Genomic DNA, 24,207 nt, shown 5'->3' with positions numbered 1-24,207 from the left:
GGGCGCCAAGCCGCGCGCCGCAGCGGCCGGTGACCCGATCAGGTCACCGGCCGCTGCGCCGTGCGGGGGCCGGTCCTGCTAGTCGAGGTAGTCGCGCAGGACCTGGGAGCGGCTGGGGTGACGCAGCTTGGACATCGTCTTGGACTCGATCTGGCGGATCCGCTCGCGGGTGACCCCGTAGACCTGGCCGATCTCGTCCAGGGTGCGCGGCTGGCCGTCGGTGAGCCCGAACCGCAGCCGCACGACGCCGGCCTCCCGCTCCGACAGCGTCTGCAGCACGGACGTCAGCTGGTCCTGCATCAGGGTGAAGCTGACCGCGTCGACGGCCACGACGGCCTCGGAGTCCTCGATGAAGTCACCGAGCTGGCTGTCGCCCTCATCGCCGATGGTCTGGTCCAGGCTGATCGGCTCCCGGGCGTACTGCTGGATCTCCACCACCTTCTCCGGGGTGATGTCCATCTCCTTGGCCAGCTCCTCCGGCGTGGGCTCGCGGCCCAGCTCCTGGAGCATCTCCCGCTGCATCCGGCCGAGCTTGTTGATGACCTCGACCATGTGCACCGGGATGCGGATGGTCCGGGCCTGGTCGGCCATCGCGCGGGTGATCGCCTGCCGGATCCACCAGGTCGCGTACGTGGAGAACTTGAAGCCCTTGGTGTAGTCGAACTTCTCCACCGCGCGGATCAGCCCCAGGTTGCCCTCCTGGATCAGGTCCAGGAACGCCATCCCGCGGCCGGTGTAGCGCTTGGCGAGGGAGACCACCAAGCGGAGGTTGGCCTCCAGCAGGTGGTCCTTGGCGCGCTCACCGTCCCGGACGATCCAGGTCAGGTCACGCCGCAGCTGGGTGGCGAGCTTCCCGCCGCCCTCGATGGCCTCGTGCAGCTTGTGGCCGGCGTAGAGGCCTGCCTCGATCCGGCGGGCGAGGTCGACCTCCTCCTCGGCGGTCAGCAGCTTCACGCGGCCGATGAGCTTCAGGTAGGCGCGGACCGAGTCGGTCGACGCGGTGAGCTCGGCGTCCTTGCGGGCCTGCCGGAGGGCGAGGGTGTCCTCCTCGTCGTCCCACTCGGACGCGGCGGCGGCGGCGGCGCCGTCGGTGTCCTCGGCGACCTCCTCCTCGGCCGGCGCGGCCGTGGTGATCACGTCGGCAGCCGTCATGGGCGGGGGCGTCTCGGCGGTCGCGATGGCCGGGTCCTTCGTGTCAGCAATGCTCATGTTCGCCTTTCCTGACGATGCCAGTCGGCATCGCACACCGGGGACGGGTGGCGGAGAGGCCGTGGGGTGAGGTGCAGGGCTGGCACCGGCACCTGTCAGCGGCCTGGGCGACTGCCTGGCGCAGCAGCCGGTCGCCCGGGCCGCCAACGGATCAACGCCATGGTAGGCGCAGGTGCGGAGGGAGCAACCCTCGCCCGAGGGATGAGCCCCCTCCGCCGGTGTGCTCTCCCCGCCGCGCCCACGCCCGTTTGGCCCCGCGACCCCGGTGGGAAGGGGTCAGCGGAACGGTCCACGTCGAACGAACGCGTCCTCGAGGAGAGTTCCGTCATGCTGTCGTCCCCCGGCAAGCCGATCGCCCGCGCTTCTCTTCTCGGCCTCACCACTGCCGTCCTCCTGGGCCTGTCCGGCTGCGGCGAGGAGGAGCTCGCGGTCGGCGAGACCGACGTCTCGGACGTCCGGTCCGAGGACGACCTCACCGATCCCTACACCGGTGAGTACGACGAGGCGTTCCGCGAGGACGTCGACGTGTACGCCGGCACGGAGGTGACCGTGGCTGCCCAGGTCGAGGACGTGCTGAGCCCCAACTCCTTCACCATCGTCGGCCCGGACGACACCTCGGTCGAACCACTCCTGGTCGTGGTCGCCGACGAGGTCCCGGGGCTCGAGCCGGGCCTGCCGGTGACGGTGGCCGCCACCGCGACCCTGGAGTTCGACCTCGCCGAGGTCGAGGGCCAGCTCGGGGTCGACCTGGAGGACGAGCAGTACGGGGAGTGGGAGGACCAGCCGTTCCTGCTGGCCACGGTCGTCGAGGCCTCGGCCGAGTAGCTCGGGCCACCGCTCCCCTCGTCAGCGGAGCAGGACGAAGGCCAGCGCCAGCAGGGCCACCAGCAGGCCGACGCCGGCCAGCGCGGCAATGGGGGCACCGGCCGAGCGGACGGCGGCGAGGTCCCCCCGGGCGCTGAGCGACTCGTGGACGGCGCGGTACCTGCGGCGGGACACCACCAGGACGACCGCCGCCCCGACCACGCCCAGCACGGCGACCACGAGGGAACCCGCGCCGAACACGGGGACGGCCAGCCGCCCGGCGACGAGCGCCCCGATCGCCATGGCCAACGCGGTCCGCTGCCAGGCCAGCGCCGTCCGCTCGGCCTGGAGCCCGAGGTCGAAGACGGCGTCCGGGTGGTCCGTCACCGCAGCAGCAGGCCCACGAGGACCAGCAGGCCCCCCACGGTGGTGCCGACCGCCAGCAGCAGGCCCAGCCGTGGCGAGGGCAGCGGCCGCCCCTCCCTCAGGGCCCGCTCGGTGGCGGCCCAGCCCAGCCACGCCTGGGCGGGGGCGAGCAGGCCCAGCACGATGAAGACCAGGGCACCGGCCAGCCGCAGACCGTCGGCGATGGGCAGGTCCAGCGCCTCCAGGGCGACCCCGGCGGCCACCAGCGCCAGCGACGTCCGGATCCAGGCCAGGAACGTGCGCTCGTTCGCCAGGCTGAACCTGGGGTCCGGTTCCCGCCCCGCCCGGTAGACCCGCCTGGGGAACCGGCGGTCGGTCAGCGCCTCGTCCGGCACGTCCTCGGCTCCCTCGTCCACGGCAGGTCACGGCGCCCGCTCCCGGCGATGCTCGCACGACGGCCGCCGGGGTCCGTGGCACCGCACCGGCGGCACAACCCCTCCGGATGGGTTGTGTCACAGGCCACACGGCCACTACGCTGAGCCGGTAAGAGAACGCATCGCTCGATATGCGAGCGATGCCCCAGCCTGCACGGGAGCTCTCATGGCAGCGAAGCCCTTCGCCTCATCCGCCGACCTCGGCGTCAAGGAGCAGACCCTCGAGGTGCTCGCCGACGGGGTGTACGCACTCACCGCAGAGGGCGACCCCAACCTCGGCGCCATCGAGGGCGAGGACTTCCTCGTCTGCTTCGAGGCGCTCGCCACCCCGGTCGCGGCCCGCCGCTGGCTGGCCAAGCTCCGCGAGCACACCGACAAGCCGGTGCGGTACCTGGTGCTCAGCCACTACCACGCCGTGCGGGTGCTCGGCGCCAGCGCGTTCGACGCCGAGGCCATCATCAGCTCCGAGCAGACCAAGGGCCTGATCGCCGAGCGTGGCCAGCAGGACTGGGAGAGCGAGTACGGCCGGATGCCGCGGCTGTTCGAGGAGCCCGAGTCCATCCCCGGGCTGACCTGGCCGACCATGACGTTCCGCGACAAGCTGACCATCGAACTCGGCGGCGACCGCGGTGAGCTGGTGCTGGAGCACCTGGGCCGCGGGCACACCGAGGGCGACATCGTGGCCTGGCTGCCCAAGAGCAAGGTGCTCTTCGCCGGCGACCTGGTGGAGTCACAGGCCGCGCTCTACACCGGCGACGCCTTCCACTTCGACTGGGCCACCGGCACCCTCGACCGGATCAAGGCCCTCGGCGCCGAGCAGCTCATCGGCGGCCGGGGTGCCATCGCCCGCGGCCGCGACGAGGTCGACGCCGCGATCGAGCAGACCCGCGCCTTCCTCACCACGATGCACGAGACGGTCGGCACCGCACACCGCGCCGGGGGCACGCTGAAGGAGGCCTTCGAGGCCACCCACGCCGCCCTGGCGCCGAAGTTCGGGCACTGGCCGATCTTCGAGCACTGCCTCCCCTTCGACGTGCAGCGGCTGTGGGACGAGTTCAGCGGCATCGAGCGCCCGGTCATCTGGACGGCCGAGCGCGACCGCCAGGTGTGGGACGAGCTGCAGGGCTGATCCGGCGATGACCACCCCCGAGAGCCCCGGGACGGCGCCGGTCGTCGTCATCGGGTGCGGCCCGGTCGGCCAGACCACGGCCCTGCTGCTCGCCCGCTGGGGTCTCCCGGTCGTCGTGCTCGACGGCCGCCCCGCGCGGGACCTGGTCGGCAGCAAGGCGATCTGCCAGCAGCGCGACGTCCTCGACGTCTGGGACTCCGTCGGCGTCGGGGCCGAGGTCGCCCGCCGCGGCGTCACCTGGACCACCGCGCGCACCTTCCACCGCGACGCCGAGCTGTTCAGCTTCGAGTTCGTCGACCGCGGGCAGTCCCCGTTCCCGCCCTTCGTCAACGTCTCGCAGTGCCTCACCGAGGAGCTGCTCGACGAAGCGATCGCCGCCCAGCCGCTGATCGAGGTGCGCTGGGGTCACGACGTCACCGGCATCGAGCAGGACGACGCCGGGGTGTCGGTCTCCTGCGCCGACGGGACGACCGTCGCCGGCAGCTACGCGGTGGCCTGCGCCGGCCCGCGGGCCGACGTCGTCCGCACCGCCCTGGGGCTGACCTTCGAGGGGCAGACCTTCGGCGACCAGTTCCTCATCTGCGACATCCGCACCGACCTGCCCGGCTGGGAGACCGAGCGGCGCTTCTACTTCGACCCGGAGTGGAACCCCGGCCGCCAGGTGCTCATCCACCCCTGCCCGGACTCCACCTTCCGGATCGACTGGCAGGTGCCGCCGGAGTTCGACCTCGCCGCCGAGGAGGCCTCCGGTGGGCTGGACCGGCGGATCCGCCAGGTCATCGGCGACCGGCCCTACGAGGTCGTCTGGAAGTCGGTCTACCGGTTCCACTCCCGGGTGGTCGACCGGATGCGGGTCGGGCGCGTGCTCGTCGCCGGGGACGCCGCCCACCTGGTCTCCCCCTTCGGCGCCCGCGGCCTGAACTCAGGGGTGCTGGACGCCGAGAACGCGGCCTGGAAGCTCGCCTTCGTGCTGCGTGGCTGGGCTCCGGAGACGCTGCTGGACAGCTACCACGACGAGCGGCACGCCGCGGCCGTGGAGAACCTCGACGTCACCGGAGCCACGATGCGCTTCCTGGTGCCGGGCACGCCGGCCGAGGCCGCGCACCGGCTCGAGGTGCTGGAGCGCGCCACCACCGATCCCGCGGCCCGGGCGGAGGTCGACTCCGGGCGGCTGGCGGAGCCGTTCTGGTACGTCGACTCCCCGCTCACCACCCCCGACGAACGACGGCCGTTCCCCGGCCGACCGGCGCGCGGTGACGTCCCGGTACCGGCGCCTGGGGTGCTGGCGCCCGACGCCCCGGTCACCGTCCCCGGGAGGTCGGACGTCGTCCGGCTGCGGCAGCTGGCCCGGGCCGGGGTGACCGTCCTCGTCGGGGACGACGCCGCCCTGCCCGACGCGCTCCCCGGTGACCTGCCGGTCGCGGTGCACCGGGTCAGCGACCTGGACGCCGGCTCCACGCTGCGCGAGGCGCTGGGCGTCCGCCCCGACGAGACCTGGGTGCTCCGCCCCGACGCCCACGTCGCCGCCGTCCTCACCCGCCCCGCCGACGTCGCCCCCGCGGTGGCCCGGCTGCTCGCCCGTCCCGTTCCCGCTCCCGTCTGACGACCCACTCCCTCCCACCAAGATGGCCATTTTGGTGGGGACCAGCCCCGAAGGAGAGCCCCGATGGCGTTCTACCGGCAGGTGGGCAGCGTCCCGCCCAAGCGGCACACCCAGCACCGTCGTCCCGACGGCGGCCTGTACTCCGAGGAGCTGGTCGGTGAGGAGGGCTTCTCCTCCGACTCCGCGCTGCTCTACCACTCCGGCATCCCGTCGGCGCTGGTCGACGCCCGGCCGTGGGAGCTGCCCGACCAGACGCTGACGCCCAACGCCCCGCTGGTGCCACGGCACCTGAAGCTGCACGACCTCTTCCCCGGCGAGGAGCACAAGGCCACCGACGCGGTCACCGGGCGCCGGCTGGTGCTGGGCAACGCCGACGTGCGGATCTCCTACGCCGTCTCCTCGCTGACCAGCCCGTACTACCGCAACGCCACCGGCGACGAGTGCGTCTACGTGGAGCGCGGGTCGGCGACGGTGGAGACGTCCTTCGGCGCGCTGGAGGTCGGTCAGGGCGACTACGTGATCATCCCGCGGACGACGACGCACCGCTGGGTCCCGACGGGCACCGAGCCGCTGCGGACCTACGCCATCGAGGCGAACTCGCACATCGCCCCGCCCAAGCGCTACCTGTCGCGGTACGGGCAGTTCCTGGAGCACGCCCCGTTCTGCGAGCGCGACCTCCGCGGTCCCACCGAGCCGCTGCTGGGCGAGGGCACCGACGTCGAGGTCTACGTCAAACACCGCGGCAACAGCCCCGGCGGGCTCGCCGGCACCGTGCACGTGGTGCCCGAGCACCCCTTCGACGTCGTGGGCTGGGACGGCTGCCTCTACCCCTACGCCTTCAACATCGCCGACTACGAGCCGATCACCGGCCGGGTGCACCAGCCGCCGCCGGTGCACCAGGTGTTCGAGGGCAACAACTTCGTGATCTGCAACTTCGTGCCCCGCAAGGTCGACTACCACCCGCTCGCGGTGCCGGTGCCCTACTACCACTCCAACGTCGACTCCGACGAGATCATGTTCTACGTCGACGGCGACTACGAGGCCCGGAAGGGCTCCGGGATCGGCAAGGGCTCGATCTCCGTGCACCCCGGCGGGCACAGCCACGGCCCGCAGCCGGGTGCGGTGGAGCGCTCGCTGGGTGCGGAGTACTTCGACGAGACCGCCGTCATGGTCGACACCTTCCGGCCGCTGGACCTCGGTGAGGCCGGCGTCGCCTCCGACGACGGCAAGTACGCCTGGTCCTGGTCCGGCCGCGGGCCGTCGGCGTGACGGGCAGCTGGCTGGAGCTCCCCGCGGACACCGGCTACGGGCTGGGCAACCTGCCCCACGGCGTCTTCTCCACCGCGGGCACCGCCCCTCGCACCGGGATCGCGATCGGTGACCAGGTGCTGGACCTCGCCTCGGCCACCGGTGACGACGTGCACGCCACCGGCACCCTCAACGCCTGGCTGGCGCGAGGGCCGGAGGCCTGGGCGGCGCTGCGCGCCCAGCTCGTCGACTGGTTCACCGACTCCTCGCACCGCGCCGAGGTGGAGCCGCACCTCCTGCCGCGGGCCGAGGTGACCATGCACCTGCCGATCGAGGTCGCCGACTACGTCGACTTCTACAGCTCCCAGCACCACGCGGAGAACCTCGGGAAGATGTTCCGCCCGGACTCCGCAGCGCTCACCCCGAACTGGAAGCACCTGCCCATCGGCTACCACGGCCGGGCCGGCACGGTGCAGGTCTCCGGCACCCCCGTCGTCCGCCCCTGCGGTCAGCGCAAGGCACCGGCCGACGACGCCCCGACCTTCGGACCCTCCCAGCGGCTGGACATCGAGGCCGAGGTCGGCTTCGTCGTCGGCGTCGGCTCCGAGCTCGGCACCGCGGTGCCGGTCGGCCGGTTCGCCGACCACGTGTTCGGGGTCTGCCTGGTCAACGACTGGTCCTCCCGCGACCTGCAGGCCTGGGAGTACGTGCCGCTGGGCCCGTTCCTCGGCAAGTCCTTCCTCACCTCGGTCTCCCCGTGGGTGGTGCCGCTGGCGGCACTCGAGGCGGCCCGGGTCGCCCCGCCGGCCCGCGACCCGGAGCCGCTGCCCTACCTGCGCGACGACGCCGAGCCCTGGGGGCTGGACATCAGCCTGGAGGTGCGGCTCAACGGCGAGGTGCTGAGCCGGCCGCCGTTCGAGCTCATGTACTGGACCCCGGCGCAGCAGCTGGCCCACCTGACGGTCAACGGGGCCTCGCTGCGCACCGGCGACCTGTATGCCTCCGGCACCGTCTCCGGCCCCCGCGCCGACCAGCGCGGCTCGTTCATCGAGCTCTCCTGGGGCGGGAAGGAGCCGATCACCCTCGCCGACGGCTCCACCCGCACCTTCCTCGAGGACGGCGACGAGGTCGTCCTCACCGCCACCGCACCCGGCCCCGACGGCACCCGCATCGCCTTCGGCGAGGTCACCGGCCGGGTCGAACCGGCCCGCTGACCCACCCTGTCCGTCCCCCGCACCGCCCCCACCACGAGAGGCCGACGATGACCACTCCCACCGTTGCCACGCCCGTCGACACCGACGCAGACACCCCGACCTACGAGCGCCTGCTCGCAGCTGTCTCCGACCCCGACGGCCGGGAGGTCCTCGACCCGGCGACCGGTGAGGTCGTGGGCCGGGTCGCGTTCGGGTCCGCCGAGGACGTCGACCGCGCCGTCGCGACCGCGCGGGCCGCCCAGCGGGCCTGGGCGGCCCGCGCGGACTCCGAGCGCATCGACCTCCTGATGCGGGCCGCCGACGCCATCGACGCGGCCGCCGAGCCGCTGGCCGAGCTGCTCTCCCGCGAGCAGGGCAAGCCGCTCAACGGCCCCAACGCCCGGTTCGAGGTCGGTGCCTGCTCGGCGTGGCTGCGCGCCACCGCCGCCACCGAGCTGCCCGTGGAGACCGTCGTCGACGACGGGGACACCCACGCCGAGCTGCACTACCGGCCCATCGGCGTCGTGGGCGCCATCGGCCCGTGGAACTGGCCGATGATGATCACGATCTGGCAGGTCGCCCCCGCCCTGCGGATGGGCAACACCGTGGTCGTCAAGCCCTCCGAGCACACCCCGCTCAGCGTGCTCGCGCTGCTGGAGGTGCTCAACGGCGCCCTGCCGGCCGACGTCCTCATCGGCGTCGCCGGCGAAGGCGACGTCGGCGCCCGGCTGTCCAGCCACCCGGACGTGGACAAGGTGATGTTCACCGGCTCCACCCGCACCGGCCAGGCGATCATCAAGAGCTCGGCGGACACCGTGAAGCGGCTGACCCTGGAGCTCGGCGGCAACGACGCCGGGATCGTCCTCCCCGACGTCGACCCGAAGGCGATCGCGCAGGACCTGTTCTGGGGTGCGTTCATCAACACCGGCCAGACCTGCGCCGCGCTCAAGCGGCTGTACGTGCACACCGACGTCTACGACGAGGTCTGCGCCGCACTCACCGAGGTCGCGAAGGCGATGCCGATGGGCCGTGGCCTGGACGAGCAGAACGTCCTCGGCCCGCTGCAGAACCGCGCCCAGTACGAGATCGTCGCGCGGCTGGTCGACGCCGCCCGTGAGTCCGGCGCCACCATCCTCACCGGTGGTGACCCCGACACCGACGCGCCGGGCCACTTCTACCCGACGACGCTGGTCGCCGACATCGACGACGAGAACCCGCTCGTCGCCGAGGAGCAGTTCGGGCCGGCCCTGCCGATCATCCGGTACGACGAGCTCGACCAGGCCGTCGCCATGGCCAACCGGCTCGACGTCGGCCTGGGCGCCTCGGTGTGGAGCAGCGACCGGGACGCCGCCCGCGCCGTCGCCGCCCGCCTCGAGGCCGGCACCGTCTGGATCAACGCCCACGGCGGGGTGCACCCGATGATCCCCTTCGGCGGGCACAAGAAGTCCGGGTACGGGCTCGAGTTCGGCGCCGAGGGCCTGAAGGCCGTCGCCGTGCCCCAGGTGATCAACGGCTGACCCGCGCCGGTGCCCGCGGCTTAGGGTGAGGACCACGCCATCGAGGACGGCGACCACAGGGGGACGGCGATGCCAGCGAACGACAGCGGGGGTGCTCCGCAGTCGCAGACGCTGGACCGCGGCATCCGGATCCTCGAGCACCTGGCGAGCGCGGGCACCCCGCAGCCGGTGACCGAGATCGGCCGTGCCCTGGACCTGCACCGGTCGATCACCTACCGGCTGCTGCGCACCCTGGAGGACCACCAGCTCGTCGAACGCGACCCGTTGGGCCACTACGGCCTCGGCCTGGGGGTGGCGGCGCTGGCCCGCGGGGTGCGCACGGACCTGAACGCCGCTGCGCTCCCCCGGCTCAACTCGCTGTCCACCGAGCTGGGCATGACGGCGTTCCTGGTGGTGCGGGCCGGCGACGAGGCGGTGACGGTGACCAGCGTCGAACCGCAGGACACCCGGGCGCACGTCACCTACCGGCCGGGCACCCGGCACCCGGTCGGCCGCGGCGCCCCCGGCCTGGCCCTGCTCATGCCGGAGCCACCGGCGGACGACGACCGTGCGGCCCTCCTGGAGGCCCGCCAGACCGGCTGGGCCAGCTCGCACGGTGAGGTGATCCCCGGCATCCGGTCGATCGCCGCACCGGTCCTCGGCCCGGACGGCGGCGCCCGCGCCGCACTCGCCGTCGTCTTCGTCGACGAGAACAGCGACGTCGAGCAGGTGGGCCGGGCGGTCGCCGCCGCCGCCGGGAAGGTCGCCGCCGTCCTGCGCTGAGCCCCCCGCGGTCAGCCGCCGACGTAGGCCGCGAGGTGCTCCCCGGTGACGGTGGCGCGGCCGGCGACGAGGTCGGCCGGGGTGCCCTCGAAGACGATCCGGCCGCCGTCGTGCCCGGCGCCGGGGCCGAGGTCGATGATCCAGTCGGCGTGGGCCATCACCGCCTGGTGGTGCTCGATGACGATGACCGACTTGCCGGAGTCGACGAGCCGGTCGAGCAGTCCGAGCAGGTTCTCGACGTCGGCGAGGTGCAGGCCGGTGGTCGGCTCGTCGAGCACGTACACGCCACCCTTCTCGGCCATCCGGGTGGCCAGCTTGAGCCGCTGTCGCTCGCCGCCGGACAGCGTGGTGAGCGGCTGGCCGAGCGTGAGGTAGCCGAGCCCGACGTCGGCCAGCCGGTCCAGGATCGTGTGGGCGGCCGGGGTGCGTGCCTCGCCGTCGCCGAAGAACTGCTCGGCCTCGGTCACCGACATGGCGAGCACCTCGGCGATGTTGCGGCCGCCGAGCGTGTGCTCGAGGACCGAGGCCTGGAACCGCTTCCCCTCGCACTCCTCGCAGGGGGACTCCACGGTGGCCATGACGCCGAGCTCGGTGTAGATGACGCCGGCGCCGTTGCACGTCGGGCAGGCACCCTCGGAGTTCGAGCTGAAGAGCGCCGGCTTCACCCCGTTCGCCTTGGCGAAGGCCTTGCGGATGGGGTCGAGCAGGCCGGTGTACGTCGCGGGGTTGCTCCTCCGGGAGCCGCGGATCGCACCCTGGTCGACGACCACCACGCCGTCCCGGTCCGCGACGGAGCCGTGGACCAGCGAGCTCTTCCCCGACCCGGCCACGCCGGTGAGCACCACCAGCACGCCGAGCGGGATGTCGACGTCGACGCCCTGCAGGTTGTGGGTGTCCGCGCCGCGCACCTCGAGGGCCCCGGTGGTGGCGCGCACCTCGGACTTGAGACCGACGCGCTCGTCGAGGTGCCGGCCGGTCAGCGTGCCGCTGGTCCGCAGCCCGTCGACGGTGCCCTCGAACACGACCTCCCCACCGCCGGTGCCGGCGCCCGGACCGAGGTCGACGACGTGGTCGGCGATCGCGATGGTCTCGGGCTTGTGCTCGACGACGAGCACGGTGTTGCCCTTGTCGCGGAGCTGCAGGAGCAGGTCGTTCATCCGCTCGATGTCGTGCGGGTGCAGGCCGATGGTCGGCTCGTCGAAGACGTAGGTGACGTCGGTGAGCGCGGACCCCAGGTGGCGGATCATCTTGGTGCGCTGCGCCTCACCGCCGGACAGCGTCCCGGCCGGCCGGTCGAGGGAGAGGTAGCCCAGCCCGATCTCGGTGAACGAGTCGAGGAGGTGCCGCAGACCGGTGAGCAGCGGGGCGACCGATGCGTCGTCGAGTTCGCGGACCCAGGCGGCGAGGTCGCTGATCTGCATCGCGCAGAGGTCGGCGATGTTCCTGCCCTCGATCATTGAGGACCGTGCCTCCGGGGTCAGGCGCGTCCCGTCGCACTCCGGGCAGGTCTGGAAGGTGATCACGCGCTCGACGAAGGCGCGGACGTGCGGCTGCATCGCGTCGACGTCCTTGGCGAGCATCGACTTCTGGATCTTGGGGATGACGCCCTCGTAGGTGAGGTTGATGCCCTCGACCTTGATCTTGGTCGGCTCCTTGTAGAGGAGGTCGTGCAGCTCCTTCTTCGTGTACTTCGAGATCGGCTTGTCCATGTCGAAGCCCGCGCCGGCGAAGATCCGGCCGTACCAGCCGTCCATGCTGTAGCCGGGGACGGTCAGCGCACCCTCGGCCAGCGACTTGCCCTCGTCGTACAGCGCCGTGAGGTCGAAGTCGGAGACCGAGCCCATGCCCTCACAGCGCGGGCACATGCCGCCCAGGTAGACGGCGTCCTTCACCACGGCCTTCTCGACCCGGCCGCCGGACTTCTCCGTGCTCATCACCCCGCTCGCCCTGCGGGTCGGGACGTTGAAGGAGAACGCCGTGGGCGGACCGATGTACGGCGTGCCGAGCCGGCTGAAGAGGATCCGCAGCATCGCGTTGGCGTCGGTGGCGGTACCGACGGTGGAGCGGGGGTTGGCGCCCATACGCTCCTGGTCGACCAGGATCGCCGTCGTCAGACCCTCCAGCAGGTCGACCTCCGGCCGGGCGAGCGTCGGCATGAAGCCCTGCACGAAGGCGCTGTAGGTCTCGTTGATCAGCCGCTGGGACTCCGCGGCGATCGTGTCGAACACCAGCGAGCTCTTGCCCGAGCCGGAGACGCCGGTGAACACCGTCAGCCGGCGCTTCGGGATCTCGACGCTGACGTCCTTGAGGTTGTTCACCCGCGCGCCGAGCACCCGGATCAGGTCGTGGGTGTCGGCAGCGTGCTCCGGTGCGGTGCTCACGTGTCTCCTCGGGGCGGGTCCGGTGGTCGCAGATGCGGCGTCCTGGTGCGGCGGCGGGGCCAGCGTGCCGCAGATCGGCGTGCAGTGGGGAGCTCGCGCCCGGCCGGCGGTGCTCCCCGGGGCATCACGCTAGGGACGTCCGCACCGCCTGCGCTTCTCCGTTCCTGACCGGTCGGGCCCCTTGTCCCGCGGCGACCACCGGGGCTACCGTGCGGCTGTGGCTGGGCAGCGGATTCCGTGCGGGCCCGTCGGCGACTGACCCTCGCACCGGCGGGTCCGTGGGCACGTCCATCGAGGTCGCTCCCCCGCTGACCAGGGCCACCCGGCCCGGAGGCTCCCCATGTCCCCCCGCCACAGCTCCGCCCACGACGCCGCCAAGGTGCGCGTCGTCGTCACCGACGCACTCGGCCTGCAGCGCGTCCTCACCATGCTGACCGGGCGCCACCACGCCTTCACCCGGCTGTCGGCCGAGGAGGCCGGCACCGACCGCTGGACGATCAGCGTCGACCTGCTCGCCACCCCCGATGAGGTGGACCTGGTGGTCGCCCGGCTGCACCGGCTCCCCTGCGTGCTGACGGTCGACGTCACCCTGGCCGGGCGGCTCGCCTCGACGGCCTGACGGCGGGGCCGGTCAGGCCGCGCGCCGCGTCCGGGAGGCCTCGGCCAGCTCTGCCAGCAGCTCCTCGGTGGTGCTGAGGTCGACGCAGGCGTCGGTGACGCTCTTGCCGTGCTCCAGCCGCTCGGGGTGCCGCTGGTCCAGGTCCTGCCGCCCGGCCACGAGGTTGCTCTCGATCATCACCCCGCGGATCGCCTGCTCGCCGCCGGCGACCTGCCCGGCCAGGTCGCGCACGACCTCGGCCTGACGGCGGTGGTCCTTCTGGCTGTTGCCGTGCGAGGCGTCGACGACGAGGACCTCCGGCAGGCCACGGGCGGCCAGCGCCCGCTTGGTGGCGGCGATGTGCGCGGCCGAGTAGTTGGGGCCGTCCTTGGCGCCGCGCAGGATGACGTGACCGGTGTCGTTGCCGCTCGTGGACAGCTGGGCGCTCACGCCGTGCTGGTCGACGCCGAGGAACTGGTGCGGCGCCCGCGCGGTCAGCACGGCCTGGATCGCCACGTCGACGCTCCCCTCCGGCGAGTTCTTGAAGCCGACGACGGAGGAGAAGCCGGACACCCGTTCCCGGGCGGTCTGGTCGGTGACGTTGCGGGCACCGACGCCGTTGTAGGTGACCAGCCCGTCGACGTACTGCGGCGTGAGCGCGTTCAGCGGCTCCGCGGCCACCGGGACGCCCAGCGCGGTGATCCGGCCCATCAGCATCCGGGTCGCGACGAGGCCGACGCTGATCCGGCTGGAGCCGTCCAGGAACGGGTCGTAGGCGAACCCCTTCCAGTCGACCTCGGTCCGCGGCTTCTCGGTGTAGGTCCGCATCAGGATCTCCAGGTCCGCGCCGTGCCTCGCCCGCATGTCGGCGAGGAAGGCGGCGTACTCCAGGGCCGCGGCCGCGTCGTGGATCGAGCAGGGACCTGCGATGACGGCCAGCCGGTCGTCGGCACCGCCGACGATGTCGGTCGTGGCGCGGCGCGCGTCCCGGGTGGTGGCGGCGGACTCCGCCGACAGCGGGACGACGGTCGCCACCGCAGCCGGGGTGACGACGACGCTCAGGCCGGTGATCCGGGCGTTCCCCAGGTCGCTCAGGTCGACGTCCGCCGCCGGCGCGGCACCCAGTCGCTGCTGCACCGCGGGCAGCAGGTCGGTCAGCGCGGCGTCGATCTGGGCGTTCACCCGGGTCTGGACCTCGAGCAGCGCATCGGCGATCCGCGTCGCCTCGTCCAGCAACTGGTCAGCCGGCATGGGGGTCTCCTCCGTCGTTCGCGACTCGCCAGCGCCCCGGCCGGGGCCGCGCCCGCTCCCGCGGGGCTGACCGGCACAGCATCCCGGAGCCGGGGGTCGGCGTGTCGTCCCGGGTGCCCCTCCTCACCCGGCTGGGGGCGCATGCTCGGGCAGGTGGGGCCGCACGACCCGCGCCGACCGGGCCGGCGTGGAAGGCTCGGTCCATGACCCCACGGGTGTGCGGAGAGCACGCTGTGCGGTCCCTGTTCCAGCCGATCGTGGACCTGTCCGACGGCGGCGCGCTGGTGGCGGTGGAGGCACTGTCCCGCGGCGAGCCGGGGCCGCTGGAGTCCCCGACCGAGCTGTTCGCCGCCGCCGCGGCAGCGGGGACCACCGCGTCGCTGGACGCCGCCTGCCTGCGCGCTGCGCTGCGCGGGGTCGCCGGCGCCGCCGAGCCGACCACCTTGTTCGTGAACATCGAGCCGGCGACGCTGTCCACGCTGTCCCCCGCCGACCTGGCCGACCTCGCCGAGCTGACGCCGGCCGGGGTGCAGGTGGTCCTGGAGGTGACCGAGCGCGACCTGCTCGAGCGCCCGGCCGACCTGGTCCGCGGCGTGCGGGGTGCGCGGGAGATCGGCTGGCGGGTGGCGCTGGACGACGTCGGCGCCGAACCGGCCGGGCTCGCACTGGTGTCGTTCCTGCGGCCGGACGTGATCAAGCTGGACCTGGCCCTGGTGCGCGGACACACCAGCCTGCAGGCCGCCGCGGTGGTCAACGCCGTGCGTGCCGACGCCGAGCGCTCCGGCGCGCTCGTCCTGGCCGAGGGGATCGAGACCACCGAGCACCTGGACCGGGCGCTGGCGATGGGCGCGCGACTCGGTCAGGGCTGGATGTTCGGGCGTCCGGGGGACCTGCCGGCGGCCGGCATGCGGGCCCTGCAGCTCCCCCCGGCCACCCCCGCGCGGGGCGCCGGGGGAACCGGTCCGGGGACCCCGTACGAGGTGCTCGCCGCCGCCTCGCGACCGCAGCGCGCCGGTGTGCCGCTGCTCGCCTCGATGACCCGTCAGGTCGAGCGCCAGGCACTCCTGCTGGACGAGCAGACCGTCGTCCTCGCGAACTTCCAGCACGCCGAGCTGATGAGCGCGCGCACCCGCCGTCGGTACGAGACGCTCGGCAGCCTCACCGCCCTGACCGCGGTGACCGGCGCGGGGATGCCCGACGAGCCCGCGCCGGGCGTGGTGGGCACCGCCCTCGAGGCCGACGACCCGCTGACCGACCAGTGGGTCGTGACCGTGGTCAGCCCGCACTTCGCGGCTGCGCTGGCCGCCCGCGAGGTCCCGGTCGAGGGTCGCAGCGACCCGACCGAGGCCGCCGTCCCGGTGCGCTCGGCTGGTCGCCGGCTCGACTACGTGCTGACCTACGACCGGCAGCGGGTGCTCGAGGCCGCCGGGCTGCTGCTGGAGAAGACCCGCCCGCCAGCCGGGACGGCTCCGCCGACGCACCGCCCCGCCCCGGCCGTCGGAGACCCCGTCGCGCGGGTCACCGAGGCCGAGCTGCCGGACCTGATGCTCCGGGCCGTCTCGGTGGCCAGCAACGGGATCGTGATCGCCGACGCCCGCCTCCCCGACCTCCCGCTGGTCTACGCGAACGACGCGTTCCTGCGGATGACCGGCTACCCGGAAACGGAGGTGCTCGGCCGCAACTGCCGCTTCCTGCAGGGGGCCGACACCGACCGCAACCAGGTGGACCCGATCAGGCGGCGGCTGCTCGCCGGGCGGGGCGTCGACACGGTGCTGCTGAACTACCGGCGCGACGGCTCGGCGTTCTGGAACGAACTGCACGTCAGCGCCGTCCGGGACACGCACGGCGAGGTCACGCACCTCATCGGCAGCCAGCTGGACGTGACGGCACGCGTCGACCGGGAGCGGCGGACGGCGTACCTGGCCCACCACGACGAGCTGACCGGCCTGCCGAACCGGGCGCACGTGCTCGAGCACCTGAACCTGGAACTGCGCCGTGCCCGCCGCAGCGGCGGGAGCGTGGCGGCGGTGCTGCTGGACCTCGACGACTTCAAGGCGATCAACGACCGCTTCGGTCACGCCGTCGGCGACGCCGCGCTCGTCGGGGCGGCCGGCCGGCTGCGTTCGGCCGTCCGCTCCGGCGACCTGCTGGGCCGGCTGGGCGGCGACGAGTTCCTGGTCGTCCTCGCCGGCCTCCCCGCGACCGGCCGGGCACGGCCGGACGACGGCAGCCGCCCACCTGCGGAGGAGCTGGTCCGGCGGGTGCAGGAGCACCTGCGCACCGCGCTCGAGGTGCCGCTCCAGCTGCCCGGGACGGCCCTGCGGATCCGCGCCAGCTCCGGGGCTGCGGTCTTCCCCGCGGACGCCGACGACCCGACATCGCTCCTCGCCTGCGCCGACGCCGCCATGTACCGGACCAAGCGCGGGCCGGCGGGCCGCCGGGACTGAGGGCCGCACCCCCATCCCGGCGCCCACGGCACCGGCCGCCCCGCCGTCAGGCCGGGCGCGCGGTCTTCGCCAGGTGCAGCCAGGTGTCAACGACCGTGTCCGGGTTCAGCGACATCGACTCGATCCCCTGGGCCACGAGCCACTCGGCCAGGTCGGGGTGGTCGCTGGGGCCCTGGCCGCAGATGCCGACGTACTTGCCGCGCTCCAGGCAGGCCTTGATCGCCATCTCCAGCACGGCGAGGACGGCGGGGTTGCGCTCGTCGAAGCTGCCGGCCACCAGGCTGGAGTCGCGGTCCAGGCCGAGCACCAGCTGGGTCATGTCGTTGGAGCCGATGGAGAACCCGTCGACGTGGTCGAGGAACTCGTGCGCCAGCAGCGCGTTGGACGGCAGCTCGCACATCATCACCACCGACAGGTCGTTCTCCCCGCGGCGCAGCCCGTGCTCGCCGAGCAGCCGGACCACGCCCTCGATCTCCGCCACGGTCCGGACGAACGGGATCATGATCTTGACGTTGGTCAGCCCCATCTCGTCGCGCACGTACCGCAGCGCCTCGCACTCCATGGCGAAGCAGTCGGCGAAGTCGGCCGACAGGTACCGCGACGCCCCGCGGTAGCCGAGCATCGGGTTCTCCTCGTGCGGCTCGTAGGCCTCGCCGCCGAGCAGGTTGGCGTACTCGTTGGACTTGAAGTCGCTCATCCGCACGATCACCGGCTCGGGCGCGAACGCCGCGGCGATCATCGAGATGCCCTCGGCCACCCGCTGCACGAAGAAGTCCCGCGCCGAGGGGTAGGCGACGATCCGCTCCTCGATCTCCGCCTTGAGCGGCGCGTCCAGGGTGTCCAGCTCCAGCAGGGCGCGGGGGTGGATCCCGATCTGCCGGTTGATGATGAACTCCAGCCGAGCCAGCCCGACCCCGGCGTGCGGCAGCCGGGAGAAGGCGAAGGCCTGCTCCGGCGTCCCCACGTTCATCATGATCTTGGTGGGGATCTCCGGCATCGCGTCCAGCTCGGTCTCGGCGACCTCGAAGCCCACCTCGCCGGCGTAGACCAGGCCGGTGTCGCCCTCGGCGCAGGAGACGGTGACCGGGTCGCCGTCGGACAGCGCCCGGGTGGCGGTGCCGGTGCCGACGACGGCGGGGATGCCGAGCTCGCGGGCGATGATCGCCGCGTGGCAGGTGCGGCCGCCGCGGTTGGTCACGATCGCCGAGGCCCGCTTCATGATCGGTTCCCAGTCCGGGTCGGTCATGTCGGCGACCAGCACGTCGCCGGGGGTGAAGGAGTCCATCTCGTCGATGTCGGTGAGCACCCGGACCGCACCCGCGCCGATCTTCTGCCCGATCGCCCGCCCCTCGACCACGACGTCCCCGGTGCCGGTGAGCCGGTAGCGCTCGGAGGTGGTCCCGGCGCGGGACTGCACCGTCTCCGGACGCGCCTGCAGGATCATCAGCTCCCCGGTGCGGCCGTCCTTGCCCCACTCGATGTCCATCGGCCGGCCGTAGTGCTCCTCGATCTTCAGCGCCTGGCGGGCCAGTTCGAGGACCTCGTCGTCGGTGAGGGACAGCTTCCGGCGGTCGGCGGGGTCGACGTCGACGAACTCCGTCGTCCGGCCGACCTCGGCGTGCGCGGTGTAGACCATCTTGGTGGCCTTCTCCCCCACGCCGCGCTTGAGCACGGCCGGGCGGCCGGCGCGCAGGGCGGGCTTGTAGACGTAGAACTCGTCGGGGTTGACCGCCCCCTGCACCACGCCCTCCCCCAGCCCGTAGGCCGAGGTGATGAAGACGGCGTCCCGGAAGCCGGACTCGGTGTCCATGGTGAACAGCACGCCCGACGCCCCGACGTCCGAGCGGACCATCCGCTGCACGCCCGCCGACAGCGACACCGACTCGTGGTCGAAGCCGTGGTGCACCCGGTAGGCGATCGCCCGGTCGTTGTAGAGGGAGGCGTAGACCTCGCGGACCGCCTGCAGGACGGCGTCGATGCCGCGCACGTTGAGGAAGGTCTCCTGCTGGCCGGCGAAGGAGGCGTCGGGCAGGTCCTCGGCGGTGGCGCTGGAGCGCACCGCGAAGGAGGCCTCCGCGTCGTCCCCGGCGAGCCGCTCGTACGCGGCCCGGATGTCGGCCTCCAGCGCCGGCGGGAACGGCTGGTCGACCACCTCCCGGCGGATCTCGGTGCCGGCGGCGGAGAGCGCCCGGACGTCGTCGGTGTCCAGCGTGCGCAGCCGGTCGGCGATCCGGGCGGCCAGCCCGGTGTCGCCGAGGAAGCGCTGGTAGGCCGCGGCCGTGGTCGCGAAGCCGTCCGGGACGCTGACCCCGGCGTCGGCGAGGTGGGAGATCATCTCGCCGAGCGAGGCGTTCTTCCCGCCCACGACCTCCAGGTCGCCGAGCCCGAGCTCGGCGAACCAGCGGACGTTGTCGCCGTCGTCCGGGGTGCTGCCGGCCGGGACCTCGGGTGCGGTGTCGGTGCTCATGGTCGGGGGGTCCTTCCTCGCCGGAGGTCGTGGCCGGACATCGAGGGCACGCCGGAGCTGCGCCGTTGCCGGGCCAGGGTCTGGATCACCACGGCGGCGATCTCCTCGACGGAGGCCGCCGAGGTGTCGACCGTGGGCAGGGAGTGGGTCTCGTACATCGCCGTCGCCCGGCGCAGCTCGTACCGGCACTGGTCCTCGGACGCGTACCGCGAGTCCGGGCGCCGCTCCTGCCGGACCCGGCTGAGCCTGGTCACCGTGGTGGTCAGCCCGAAGCACCGTTCCCGGAGGCCCTTCACCGGACGGGGCAGGTCGGTGGTCTCCAGGTCCTCGTCGACCAGCGGGTAGTTGGCCACGAAGAGGCCGTGCTGCAGCGCCAGGTACATCGCGGTCGGCGTCTTGCCGCACCGGGACGGCGCCAGCAGCACGACGTCGGCCCGGTCCAGCCCGCGCGGGCTCAGCCCGTCGTCGTGCTCGATGGCGAACTCGATCGCCGCCATCCGGCTGTTGTAGCGCCGGACGTCGCCGACCCCGTGCAGCCGCCGCGCCTCCCGCAGGCCGCGGGTGCCCAGCTGCTCCTCCACCCGGTCCATGTGGATGCCGAAGAAGTCGATGATCGGGGCCTTCGTCCGCAGCAGCTCCTCGCGGACCTCGTCGACCGCGGCGGTGGTGAAGACCAGCGGGGTGACCGGCCCCTCCATCGCCTCGTCGAGCTGGGCCACCACCTCGCGGGCCTCCTCGACCGAGGAGATGAACGGGATGAGGGTGCGCTCGAAGTGCACGTCGGGGAACTGGATGAGCAGGGCGTTGCCCATCGTCTCCGCGCTGATCCCGGTGCTGTCGGAGAGGAAGAACACCGGGACGACGGCGTCCGGGTCGCGGTCCGCGGGACCCGCGTCGGTCACCGGGCGCCCCGGTGGCGGTTCCCGGCGCAGTGCCCCGGCAGGTCAGGCGTCATACGGCACCTCTGGTCTTCCGCGTCGTTGCAGAGAGGAGCGAGCTCGGGGTGAGCATCCCCCGCCGGGTGCCCCGCGCGCACCTGCGCGGTCGCGCAACGGTCCCCGCAGACCCACGGCCGGGACCTCAGCCCGCCGGGTCGATGCGCCTGATGCCGGTCCAGCCGGTGAAGCCCCGCGCCTCTAGGAGCTGGAACAGGCGCGGTGCGCACGGGAAGGCCTCGACGAACGCCGCGTCGAGGAGCGCGATCAGGTCGGCGCTGATCGGCTCGTCCTCCGCCATCCCCGCAGACTGGGCTGCCGCCGCCTCGAGGAAGGCGACCACCCGGTCCGCGAGCGCCGGCAGCCGCGGGTCGTCCGCCGCGCAGTCGGCGAGGTCACCGATGTCGAGGTAGAGCCGGCGCAGCGGTTCGTCCTCGATCTGGGCGTGCTTGATCGCCATGAACGCCGAGACCTGGTCCGGCAGCTGCGCGGCGAGCAGGATCCAGCTGTCCCGCTCGATCTCGATCAACCGCTCCGGGAACCCGAACTCGTGCATCCGGTCGAGGTAGGCGACCGCCTCGGGCGGCAGCGCCAGGCTGTCGCCGGCGGCGAGCTGGGAGATCCGCTCCCGATGACGCTGGCGGTCACGGATCTCGGCTCGCAGCCGACGGTCGATGTCCGCGATGGCCTCGGCGAATCCCTCGTCCCCTGCGGCCAGCAGCTCGCGCACCCGGGACAGCGGCACGCCGGCCTCGGCCAGGATGCGGATCCTGATCAGCTCCACGACGGCCGCGGCGTCGTAGCGCCGGTAGCCGGAGTGGTCCCGCTCGGGCTCGGGCAGCAGCCCCTTGGCGTGGTAGTGCCGCACGGCGCGGACCGTCACGCCCGCGTAGGACGCGAGCTGGCTGATGGTCAGCATGGCGTCGGGGTCCCTCCTCCGTCGTCCCGGTCAGCCGGTCTTCCGACGGTAGGTGCTCATCGCCAGCGCGTACGCGACGAGCAGCAGGCCCACGCACCAGGCGACTGCCAGCCGACCGTCGTCCCCGACCGGCTGCTCCGCGAACAGACTGCGGATGGTGCCCACGATCGGGGTGACGGGCTGGTTCTCGGCGAACCAGCGCACCGGGCCCGGCATGCCGTCGGTCGGGACGAACGCCGAGCTGATGAACGGCAGGAAGACCAGGGGGTAGGAGAACCCGCTGACGCCGTCGACCGACCTCGCGGTCAGCCCGGGGACCACGGCCAGCCAGGTCAGCGCCAGGGTGAACAGCACCAGGATCCCGAGGACGGCGAGCCAGGCGAGCACGCCCGCACCGGTCCGGAACCCCATCGCCACGGCGACCAGGACGACGAGCGCGAGCGCGAGCAGGTTGGCGACGACCGAGGTGAGCACGTGCGCCCAGAGCACCGCCGACCGGGCGATCGGCATGGACCGGAACCGCTCGAAGAGCCCGCCGGAGACGTCGGTGAAGAGCCGGAAGGCGGTGTAGGCGATCCCGGAGGCGACGGTGATGAGCAGGATCCCGGGCAGCAGGTAGTCGACGTACCGGCCCTCGCCGACGTCGATGGCGGAACCGAAGACGTAGACGAACAGCAGCAGCATGGCGATCGGCGTGACGGCCGTGGTGATGATCGTGTCCGGGCTGCGCAGGACGTGGCGCAGCGACCGCTTCGACAGGGTCGCGGTGTCCCGGAGGACGGCGGCGGTCATCGGTCGGCCCCCTTCTCGCTGGCGCCGTCCTGGCCGACGATCGCCAGGAAGACGTCCTCCAGGGTCGGCTGCTTCTGCACGTACTCGACCTCGGCCGGCGGCAGCAGCTGCTGGAGCTCGGCGAGGGTGCCCTCGGCGATGATCCGCCCCTGGTGCAGGACCGCGATCCGGTCGGCGAGGTGCTCGGCCTCGTCCAGGTACTGGGTGGTGAGCAGCACCGTCCTGCCTCGAGCGACGAGCTCGCGGACCGTCGTCCAGACCTCGATCCGCGACTGCGGGTCCAGCCCCGTCGTCGGTTCGTCCAGGAAGAGCACGGGTGGGTCGCCGATCAGGCTCATCGCGATGTCGAGGCGGCGGCGCATCCCGCCCGACCAGGTCGCCACCCGGCGTCCGGCCGCGTCGGTCAGCTCGAAGCGGGCGAGCAGCTGGTCGGCGATGCCGCCGGCGTCGTCGAGGTGGCGCAGCTCCGCGACGAGCACCAGGTTCTCCCGCCCGGTGAGCACCTCGTCGACGGCGGCGAACTGCCCGGTCAGGCTGATCGACGCGCGGACCTCGCCGGGCGCGGTCGCGACGTCGTGCCCGTGGACGGTCGCCGTGCCGCCGTCGGCCCGGAGCAGCGTGGACAGGATCTTCACCGTGGTGGTCTTGCCGGAGCCGTTGGCGCCCAGCAGGGCGAGGACGGTGCCGGGGGCGACGCTCAGGTCGACGCCGGAGAGCACCGCGTGGTCGCCGTAGGACTTGGTGAGCCCGGTGAGCTCGATGGCTGGTGTGGTGGTCATGGCGGGAGCGTCCAGCCCTGACCCTGCGTCAAGGTCAAGCCCGGTCTCGCACGTCACGGCCGGGCACCGCGCCAGCGCAGCACCTCCAGCGCCGCGGCGACGGCGACGGCGTTCTCCGCCAGGGGCCGCGGCAGCAGGTCCTCGGCCCGGGCCAGCCGGCGGAGCACGGTGTTCCGGTGGGTGTACAGCCGCGCCGCCGTCCGCGAGGCGTTGCCGAGCTCGCGGAGGTAGACCAGCACCGTCTCGCGGGTGACCGCATCGGCGCCGAGGAGGCCGCCGAGGGTGTCGGTCAGGAACTCCTCCACCCGGGCGGGATCGCTGGTGAGCAGCGCGACCAGCTGCACGTCCTCGTAGCGGGCGACCTGTTGCGGCGAGGTCAGCCGGTCGAGCATCTGCTGGGTGGTCACCGCGTCCAGGTGGCTGCGCCGGAACCCCTCGACGTCGACCCCCGGCCGCCCCACGGCCACCCGGACGTCGGGGGCGTCGGCCAGCCCGGCGGCCACCGAGTCCGCCTCGGGCGCCCGGCCGACCGGCAGCCACACCCACAGCGCGGCCGCTCCGGCCACGACGGTCAGCCGCCCGGCGGCACCAGCGGCCCGCATCGCCGCCTCGGCCGCCGCCTCCAGCTGGACCGAACCGGCACTGCCGGACCCGCTCCAGACGATGACGGCGGTGTGCGGCCCGGTCAGGCCGTAGCCCAGCTGCACCTCGGCCCGGGCCCGGGCGAGCGGCGCCCCCTCCAGCAGCAGCGAGACCGTGGCCCGGCGCTCGGCGTGCGCACCGCGGGTCAGCTCGGCGCGCTCGGCGGCCATCCGGGCGGACACCGCGGCCACGGTGTCGTCGATGAACGCGCTGATGGACCGCGCCGAGACGTCCAGCAGCTCGCGCAGCTCGGCGGTGTCGGAGGTGAGCTGGAAGCAGATGTCCATCCACCGGCGCCAGGCGACCGCCTGCGCGGTGCGGTAGGCGTCCAGGCCCCGGTGGTCCAGCCCGCGCCGGACCAGGTCCCGGGCCCCCTCCAGCACCTCGGGCCCCAGGTCGACCGGCACCCGCTCCCCGGGGCGCTGCACGTTGGCCGCGGCCCAGCGCAGCAGGTTGGCGCGGTTGGCCCGCCGGGCCCCCTCGGCGAGCACCGGGTCCTCGGCGACCGGGCGCATCCCGGACCCGCTCAACGCCGCGGTGTGCATCTCGGCGACCCACTCGGCCCGGGGATCGAGGGCGAGCTCCGCGCCGCGTCGGAAGAGCTCCCGGACGGCCGGCGACGGGGTGGGCCACTCCGGGGTCACCGGTTCATCGTGCACCACTCCCCCGTGACCGTGGTGCTGATCGTGCTGGCAGAACGCCCTCGGGTCACAGAAGGTCGAGACAGCGCC

20 protein-coding genes are annotated in these 24,207 nt (G+C 73.1%); 9 read left to right on the top strand and 11 right to left on the bottom strand.

Features of this window, described 5'->3' with window-relative positions; genetic code table 11:
• Positions 1–78: 78 nt before the first annotated feature.
• Positions 79–1,209 (bottom strand): RNA polymerase sigma factor, encoded by a 1,131-nt coding sequence (locus O2W15_RS21560; RefSeq protein WP_331253889.1) that lies wholly within the window; start codon positions 1,207–1,209, stop codon positions 79–81.
• A gap of 327 nt (positions 1,210–1,536) precedes the next feature.
• Between O2W15_RS21560 and O2W15_RS21555 the strand changes: the two genes are divergently transcribed.
• Positions 1,537–2,034 (top strand): hypothetical protein, encoded by a 498-nt coding sequence (locus O2W15_RS21555; protein WP_269180924.1) that lies wholly within the window; start codon positions 1,537–1,539, stop codon positions 2,032–2,034.
• Between the two features lie 21 nt (positions 2,035–2,055).
• On the opposite strand, the gene O2W15_RS21550 is transcribed toward O2W15_RS21555, so the two are convergent.
• Entirely contained in the window at positions 2,056–2,400 is a 345-nt protein-coding gene (locus tag O2W15_RS21550) for a DUF202 domain-containing protein (protein WP_269164983.1), read from the bottom strand.
• Positions 2,397–2,795 carry a YidH family protein gene (locus O2W15_RS21545; protein WP_331253888.1) on the bottom strand — a complete coding sequence of 133 codons (399 nt, stop codon included), beginning with the start codon at positions 2,793–2,795 and terminating at the stop codon, positions 2,397–2,399. Before O2W15_RS21545 ends, O2W15_RS21550 begins: the two co-directional genes overlap by 4 nt.
• Before the next feature lie 184 nt (positions 2,796–2,979).
• Between O2W15_RS21545 and O2W15_RS21540 the strand changes: the two genes are divergently transcribed.
• From O2W15_RS21540 to O2W15_RS21515, 6 genes are all read left to right on the top strand, one after another.
• Positions 2,980–3,942, top strand: coding sequence for an MBL fold metallo-hydrolase (locus tag O2W15_RS21540; protein ID WP_269164984.1), 963 nt, complete (start codon positions 2,980–2,982; stop codon positions 3,940–3,942).
• 7 nt (positions 3,943–3,949) lie between these two features.
• Positions 3,950–5,545 carry an FAD-dependent monooxygenase gene (locus tag O2W15_RS21535; protein WP_269180923.1) on the top strand — a complete coding sequence of 532 codons (1,596 nt, stop codon included), beginning with the start codon at positions 3,950–3,952 and terminating at the stop codon, positions 5,543–5,545.
• A gap of 63 nt (positions 5,546–5,608) precedes the next feature.
• Complete coding sequence (locus tag O2W15_RS21530; protein ID WP_269180922.1) at positions 5,609–6,814, top strand: homogentisate 1,2-dioxygenase; 1,206 nt, start codon at positions 5,609–5,611, stop codon at positions 6,812–6,814.
• On the top strand, positions 6,811–8,007 hold the full coding sequence (gene fahA, locus O2W15_RS21525) for a fumarylacetoacetase (RefSeq protein WP_269180921.1): 1,197 nt from the start codon (positions 6,811–6,813) through the stop codon (positions 8,005–8,007). The genes O2W15_RS21530 and fahA overlap by 4 nt, the downstream gene beginning before the upstream one ends.
• Positions 8,008–8,054: 47 nt before the next feature.
• Entirely contained in the window at positions 8,055–9,503 is a 1,449-nt protein-coding gene (locus O2W15_RS21520) for an aldehyde dehydrogenase family protein (RefSeq protein WP_269180920.1), read from the top strand.
• A 69-nt stretch (positions 9,504–9,572) separates the two neighbouring features.
• Positions 9,573–10,265, top strand: a complete 693-nt coding sequence (locus O2W15_RS21515; RefSeq protein ID WP_269180919.1) for an IclR family transcriptional regulator — start codon at positions 9,573–9,575, stop codon at positions 10,263–10,265.
• A gap of 11 nt (positions 10,266–10,276) precedes the next feature.
• Here O2W15_RS21515 and O2W15_RS21510 read toward each other — a convergent pair whose 3' ends face one another.
• Positions 10,277–12,646: an excinuclease ABC subunit UvrA gene (locus tag O2W15_RS21510; RefSeq protein ID WP_269180918.1), complete on the bottom strand. Its 2,370-nt coding sequence runs from the start codon at positions 12,644–12,646 to the stop codon at positions 10,277–10,279.
• Positions 12,647–12,986: 340 nt separating this feature from the next.
• On the opposite strand from O2W15_RS21510, the gene O2W15_RS21505 reads away from it, so the two are divergent.
• Positions 12,987–13,265: a hypothetical protein gene (locus tag O2W15_RS21505; protein WP_269180917.1), complete on the top strand. Its 279-nt coding sequence runs from the start codon at positions 12,987–12,989 to the stop codon at positions 13,263–13,265.
• Positions 13,266–13,277: 12 nt separating this feature from the next.
• Here the strand turns inward: O2W15_RS21505 and O2W15_RS21500 are convergent, their stop codons facing one another.
• A complete protein-coding gene (locus tag O2W15_RS21500) occupies positions 13,278–14,495 on the bottom strand; it encodes a 3-deoxy-7-phosphoheptulonate synthase (RefSeq protein WP_269180916.1) in 1,218 nt (405 codons plus the stop codon).
• Positions 14,496–14,728: 233 nt separating this feature from the next.
• On the opposite strand from O2W15_RS21500, the gene O2W15_RS21495 reads away from it, so the two are divergent.
• On the top strand, positions 14,729–16,942 hold the full coding sequence (locus O2W15_RS21495; RefSeq protein WP_269180915.1) for a diguanylate cyclase domain-containing protein: 2,214 nt from the start codon (positions 14,729–14,731) through the stop codon (positions 16,940–16,942).
• Positions 16,943–16,988: 46 nt separating this feature from the next.
• Here O2W15_RS21495 and ppsA read toward each other — a convergent pair whose 3' ends face one another.
• From ppsA to O2W15_RS21465, 6 genes are all read right to left on the bottom strand, one after another.
• The gene (gene ppsA / locus O2W15_RS21490; protein ID WP_269180914.1) at positions 16,989–19,409 is read right to left on the bottom strand and encodes a phosphoenolpyruvate synthase; all 2,421 of its coding nucleotides are present in this window, start codon (positions 19,407–19,409) and stop codon (positions 16,989–16,991) included.
• Positions 19,406–20,311 carry a pyruvate, water dikinase regulatory protein gene (locus O2W15_RS21485; protein ID WP_269180913.1) on the bottom strand — a complete coding sequence of 302 codons (906 nt, stop codon included), beginning with the start codon at positions 20,309–20,311 and terminating at the stop codon, positions 19,406–19,408. Before O2W15_RS21485 ends, ppsA begins: the two co-directional genes overlap by 4 nt.
• Before the next feature lie 178 nt (positions 20,312–20,489).
• Positions 20,490–21,263: a MerR family transcriptional regulator gene (locus O2W15_RS21480; protein WP_269164996.1), complete on the bottom strand. Its 774-nt coding sequence runs from the start codon at positions 21,261–21,263 to the stop codon at positions 20,490–20,492.
• Between the two features lie 30 nt (positions 21,264–21,293).
• Positions 21,294–22,055 (bottom strand): ABC transporter permease, encoded by a 762-nt coding sequence (locus tag O2W15_RS21475; protein ID WP_269180912.1) that lies wholly within the window; start codon positions 22,053–22,055, stop codon positions 21,294–21,296.
• On the bottom strand, positions 22,052–22,834 hold the full coding sequence (locus tag O2W15_RS21470; RefSeq protein WP_269180911.1) for an ABC transporter ATP-binding protein: 783 nt from the start codon (positions 22,832–22,834) through the stop codon (positions 22,052–22,054). Before O2W15_RS21470 ends, O2W15_RS21475 begins: the two co-directional genes overlap by 4 nt.
• A gap of 53 nt (positions 22,835–22,887) precedes the next feature.
• Positions 22,888–24,120, bottom strand: coding sequence for a PucR family transcriptional regulator (locus O2W15_RS21465; protein WP_269180910.1), 1,233 nt, complete (start codon positions 24,118–24,120; stop codon positions 22,888–22,890).
• Positions 24,121–24,207: the final 87 nt, after the last annotated feature.

It is taken from the genome of Modestobacter sp. VKM Ac-2979 (genome assembly GCF_026967995.1).
GTDB lineage: Bacteria > Actinomycetota > Actinomycetes > Mycobacteriales > Geodermatophilaceae > Modestobacter.
This window is presented reverse-complemented; position numbering and strand designations above follow the sequence as displayed.

Coding starts and splice junctions, on each gene's coding strand:
- O2W15_RS21560 (WP_331253889.1), bottom strand. CDS start 1,209: ATGAGCATTGCTGACACGAAGGACCCGGCCATCGCGACCGCCGAGACG.
- O2W15_RS21555 (WP_269180924.1), top strand. CDS start 1,537: ATGCTGTCGTCCCCCGGCAAGCCGATCGCCCGCGCTTCTCTTCTCGGC.
- O2W15_RS21540 (WP_269164984.1), top strand. CDS start 2,980: ATGGCAGCGAAGCCCTTCGCCTCATCCGCCGACCTCGGCGTCAAGGAG.
- O2W15_RS21535 (WP_269180923.1), top strand. CDS start 3,950: ATGACCACCCCCGAGAGCCCCGGGACGGCGCCGGTCGTCGTCATCGGG.
- O2W15_RS21530 (WP_269180922.1), top strand. CDS start 5,609: ATGGCGTTCTACCGGCAGGTGGGCAGCGTCCCGCCCAAGCGGCACACC.
- O2W15_RS21520 (WP_269180920.1), top strand. CDS start 8,055: ATGACCACTCCCACCGTTGCCACGCCCGTCGACACCGACGCAGACACC.
- O2W15_RS21515 (WP_269180919.1), top strand. CDS start 9,573: ATGCCAGCGAACGACAGCGGGGGTGCTCCGCAGTCGCAGACGCTGGAC.
- O2W15_RS21505 (WP_269180917.1), top strand. CDS start 12,987: ATGTCCCCCCGCCACAGCTCCGCCCACGACGCCGCCAAGGTGCGCGTC.
- O2W15_RS21500 (WP_269180916.1), bottom strand. CDS start 14,495: ATGCCGGCTGACCAGTTGCTGGACGAGGCGACGCGGATCGCCGATGCG.
- ppsA (WP_269180914.1), bottom strand. CDS start 19,409: ATGAGCACCGACACCGCACCCGAGGTCCCGGCCGGCAGCACCCCGGAC.
- O2W15_RS21480 (WP_269164996.1), bottom strand. CDS start 21,263: ATGCTGACCATCAGCCAGCTCGCGTCCTACGCGGGCGTGACGGTCCGC.
- O2W15_RS21475 (WP_269180912.1), bottom strand. CDS start 22,055: ATGACCGCCGCCGTCCTCCGGGACACCGCGACCCTGTCGAAGCGGTCG.
- O2W15_RS21470 (WP_269180911.1), bottom strand. CDS start 22,834: ATGACCACCACACCAGCCATCGAGCTCACCGGGCTCACCAAGTCCTAC.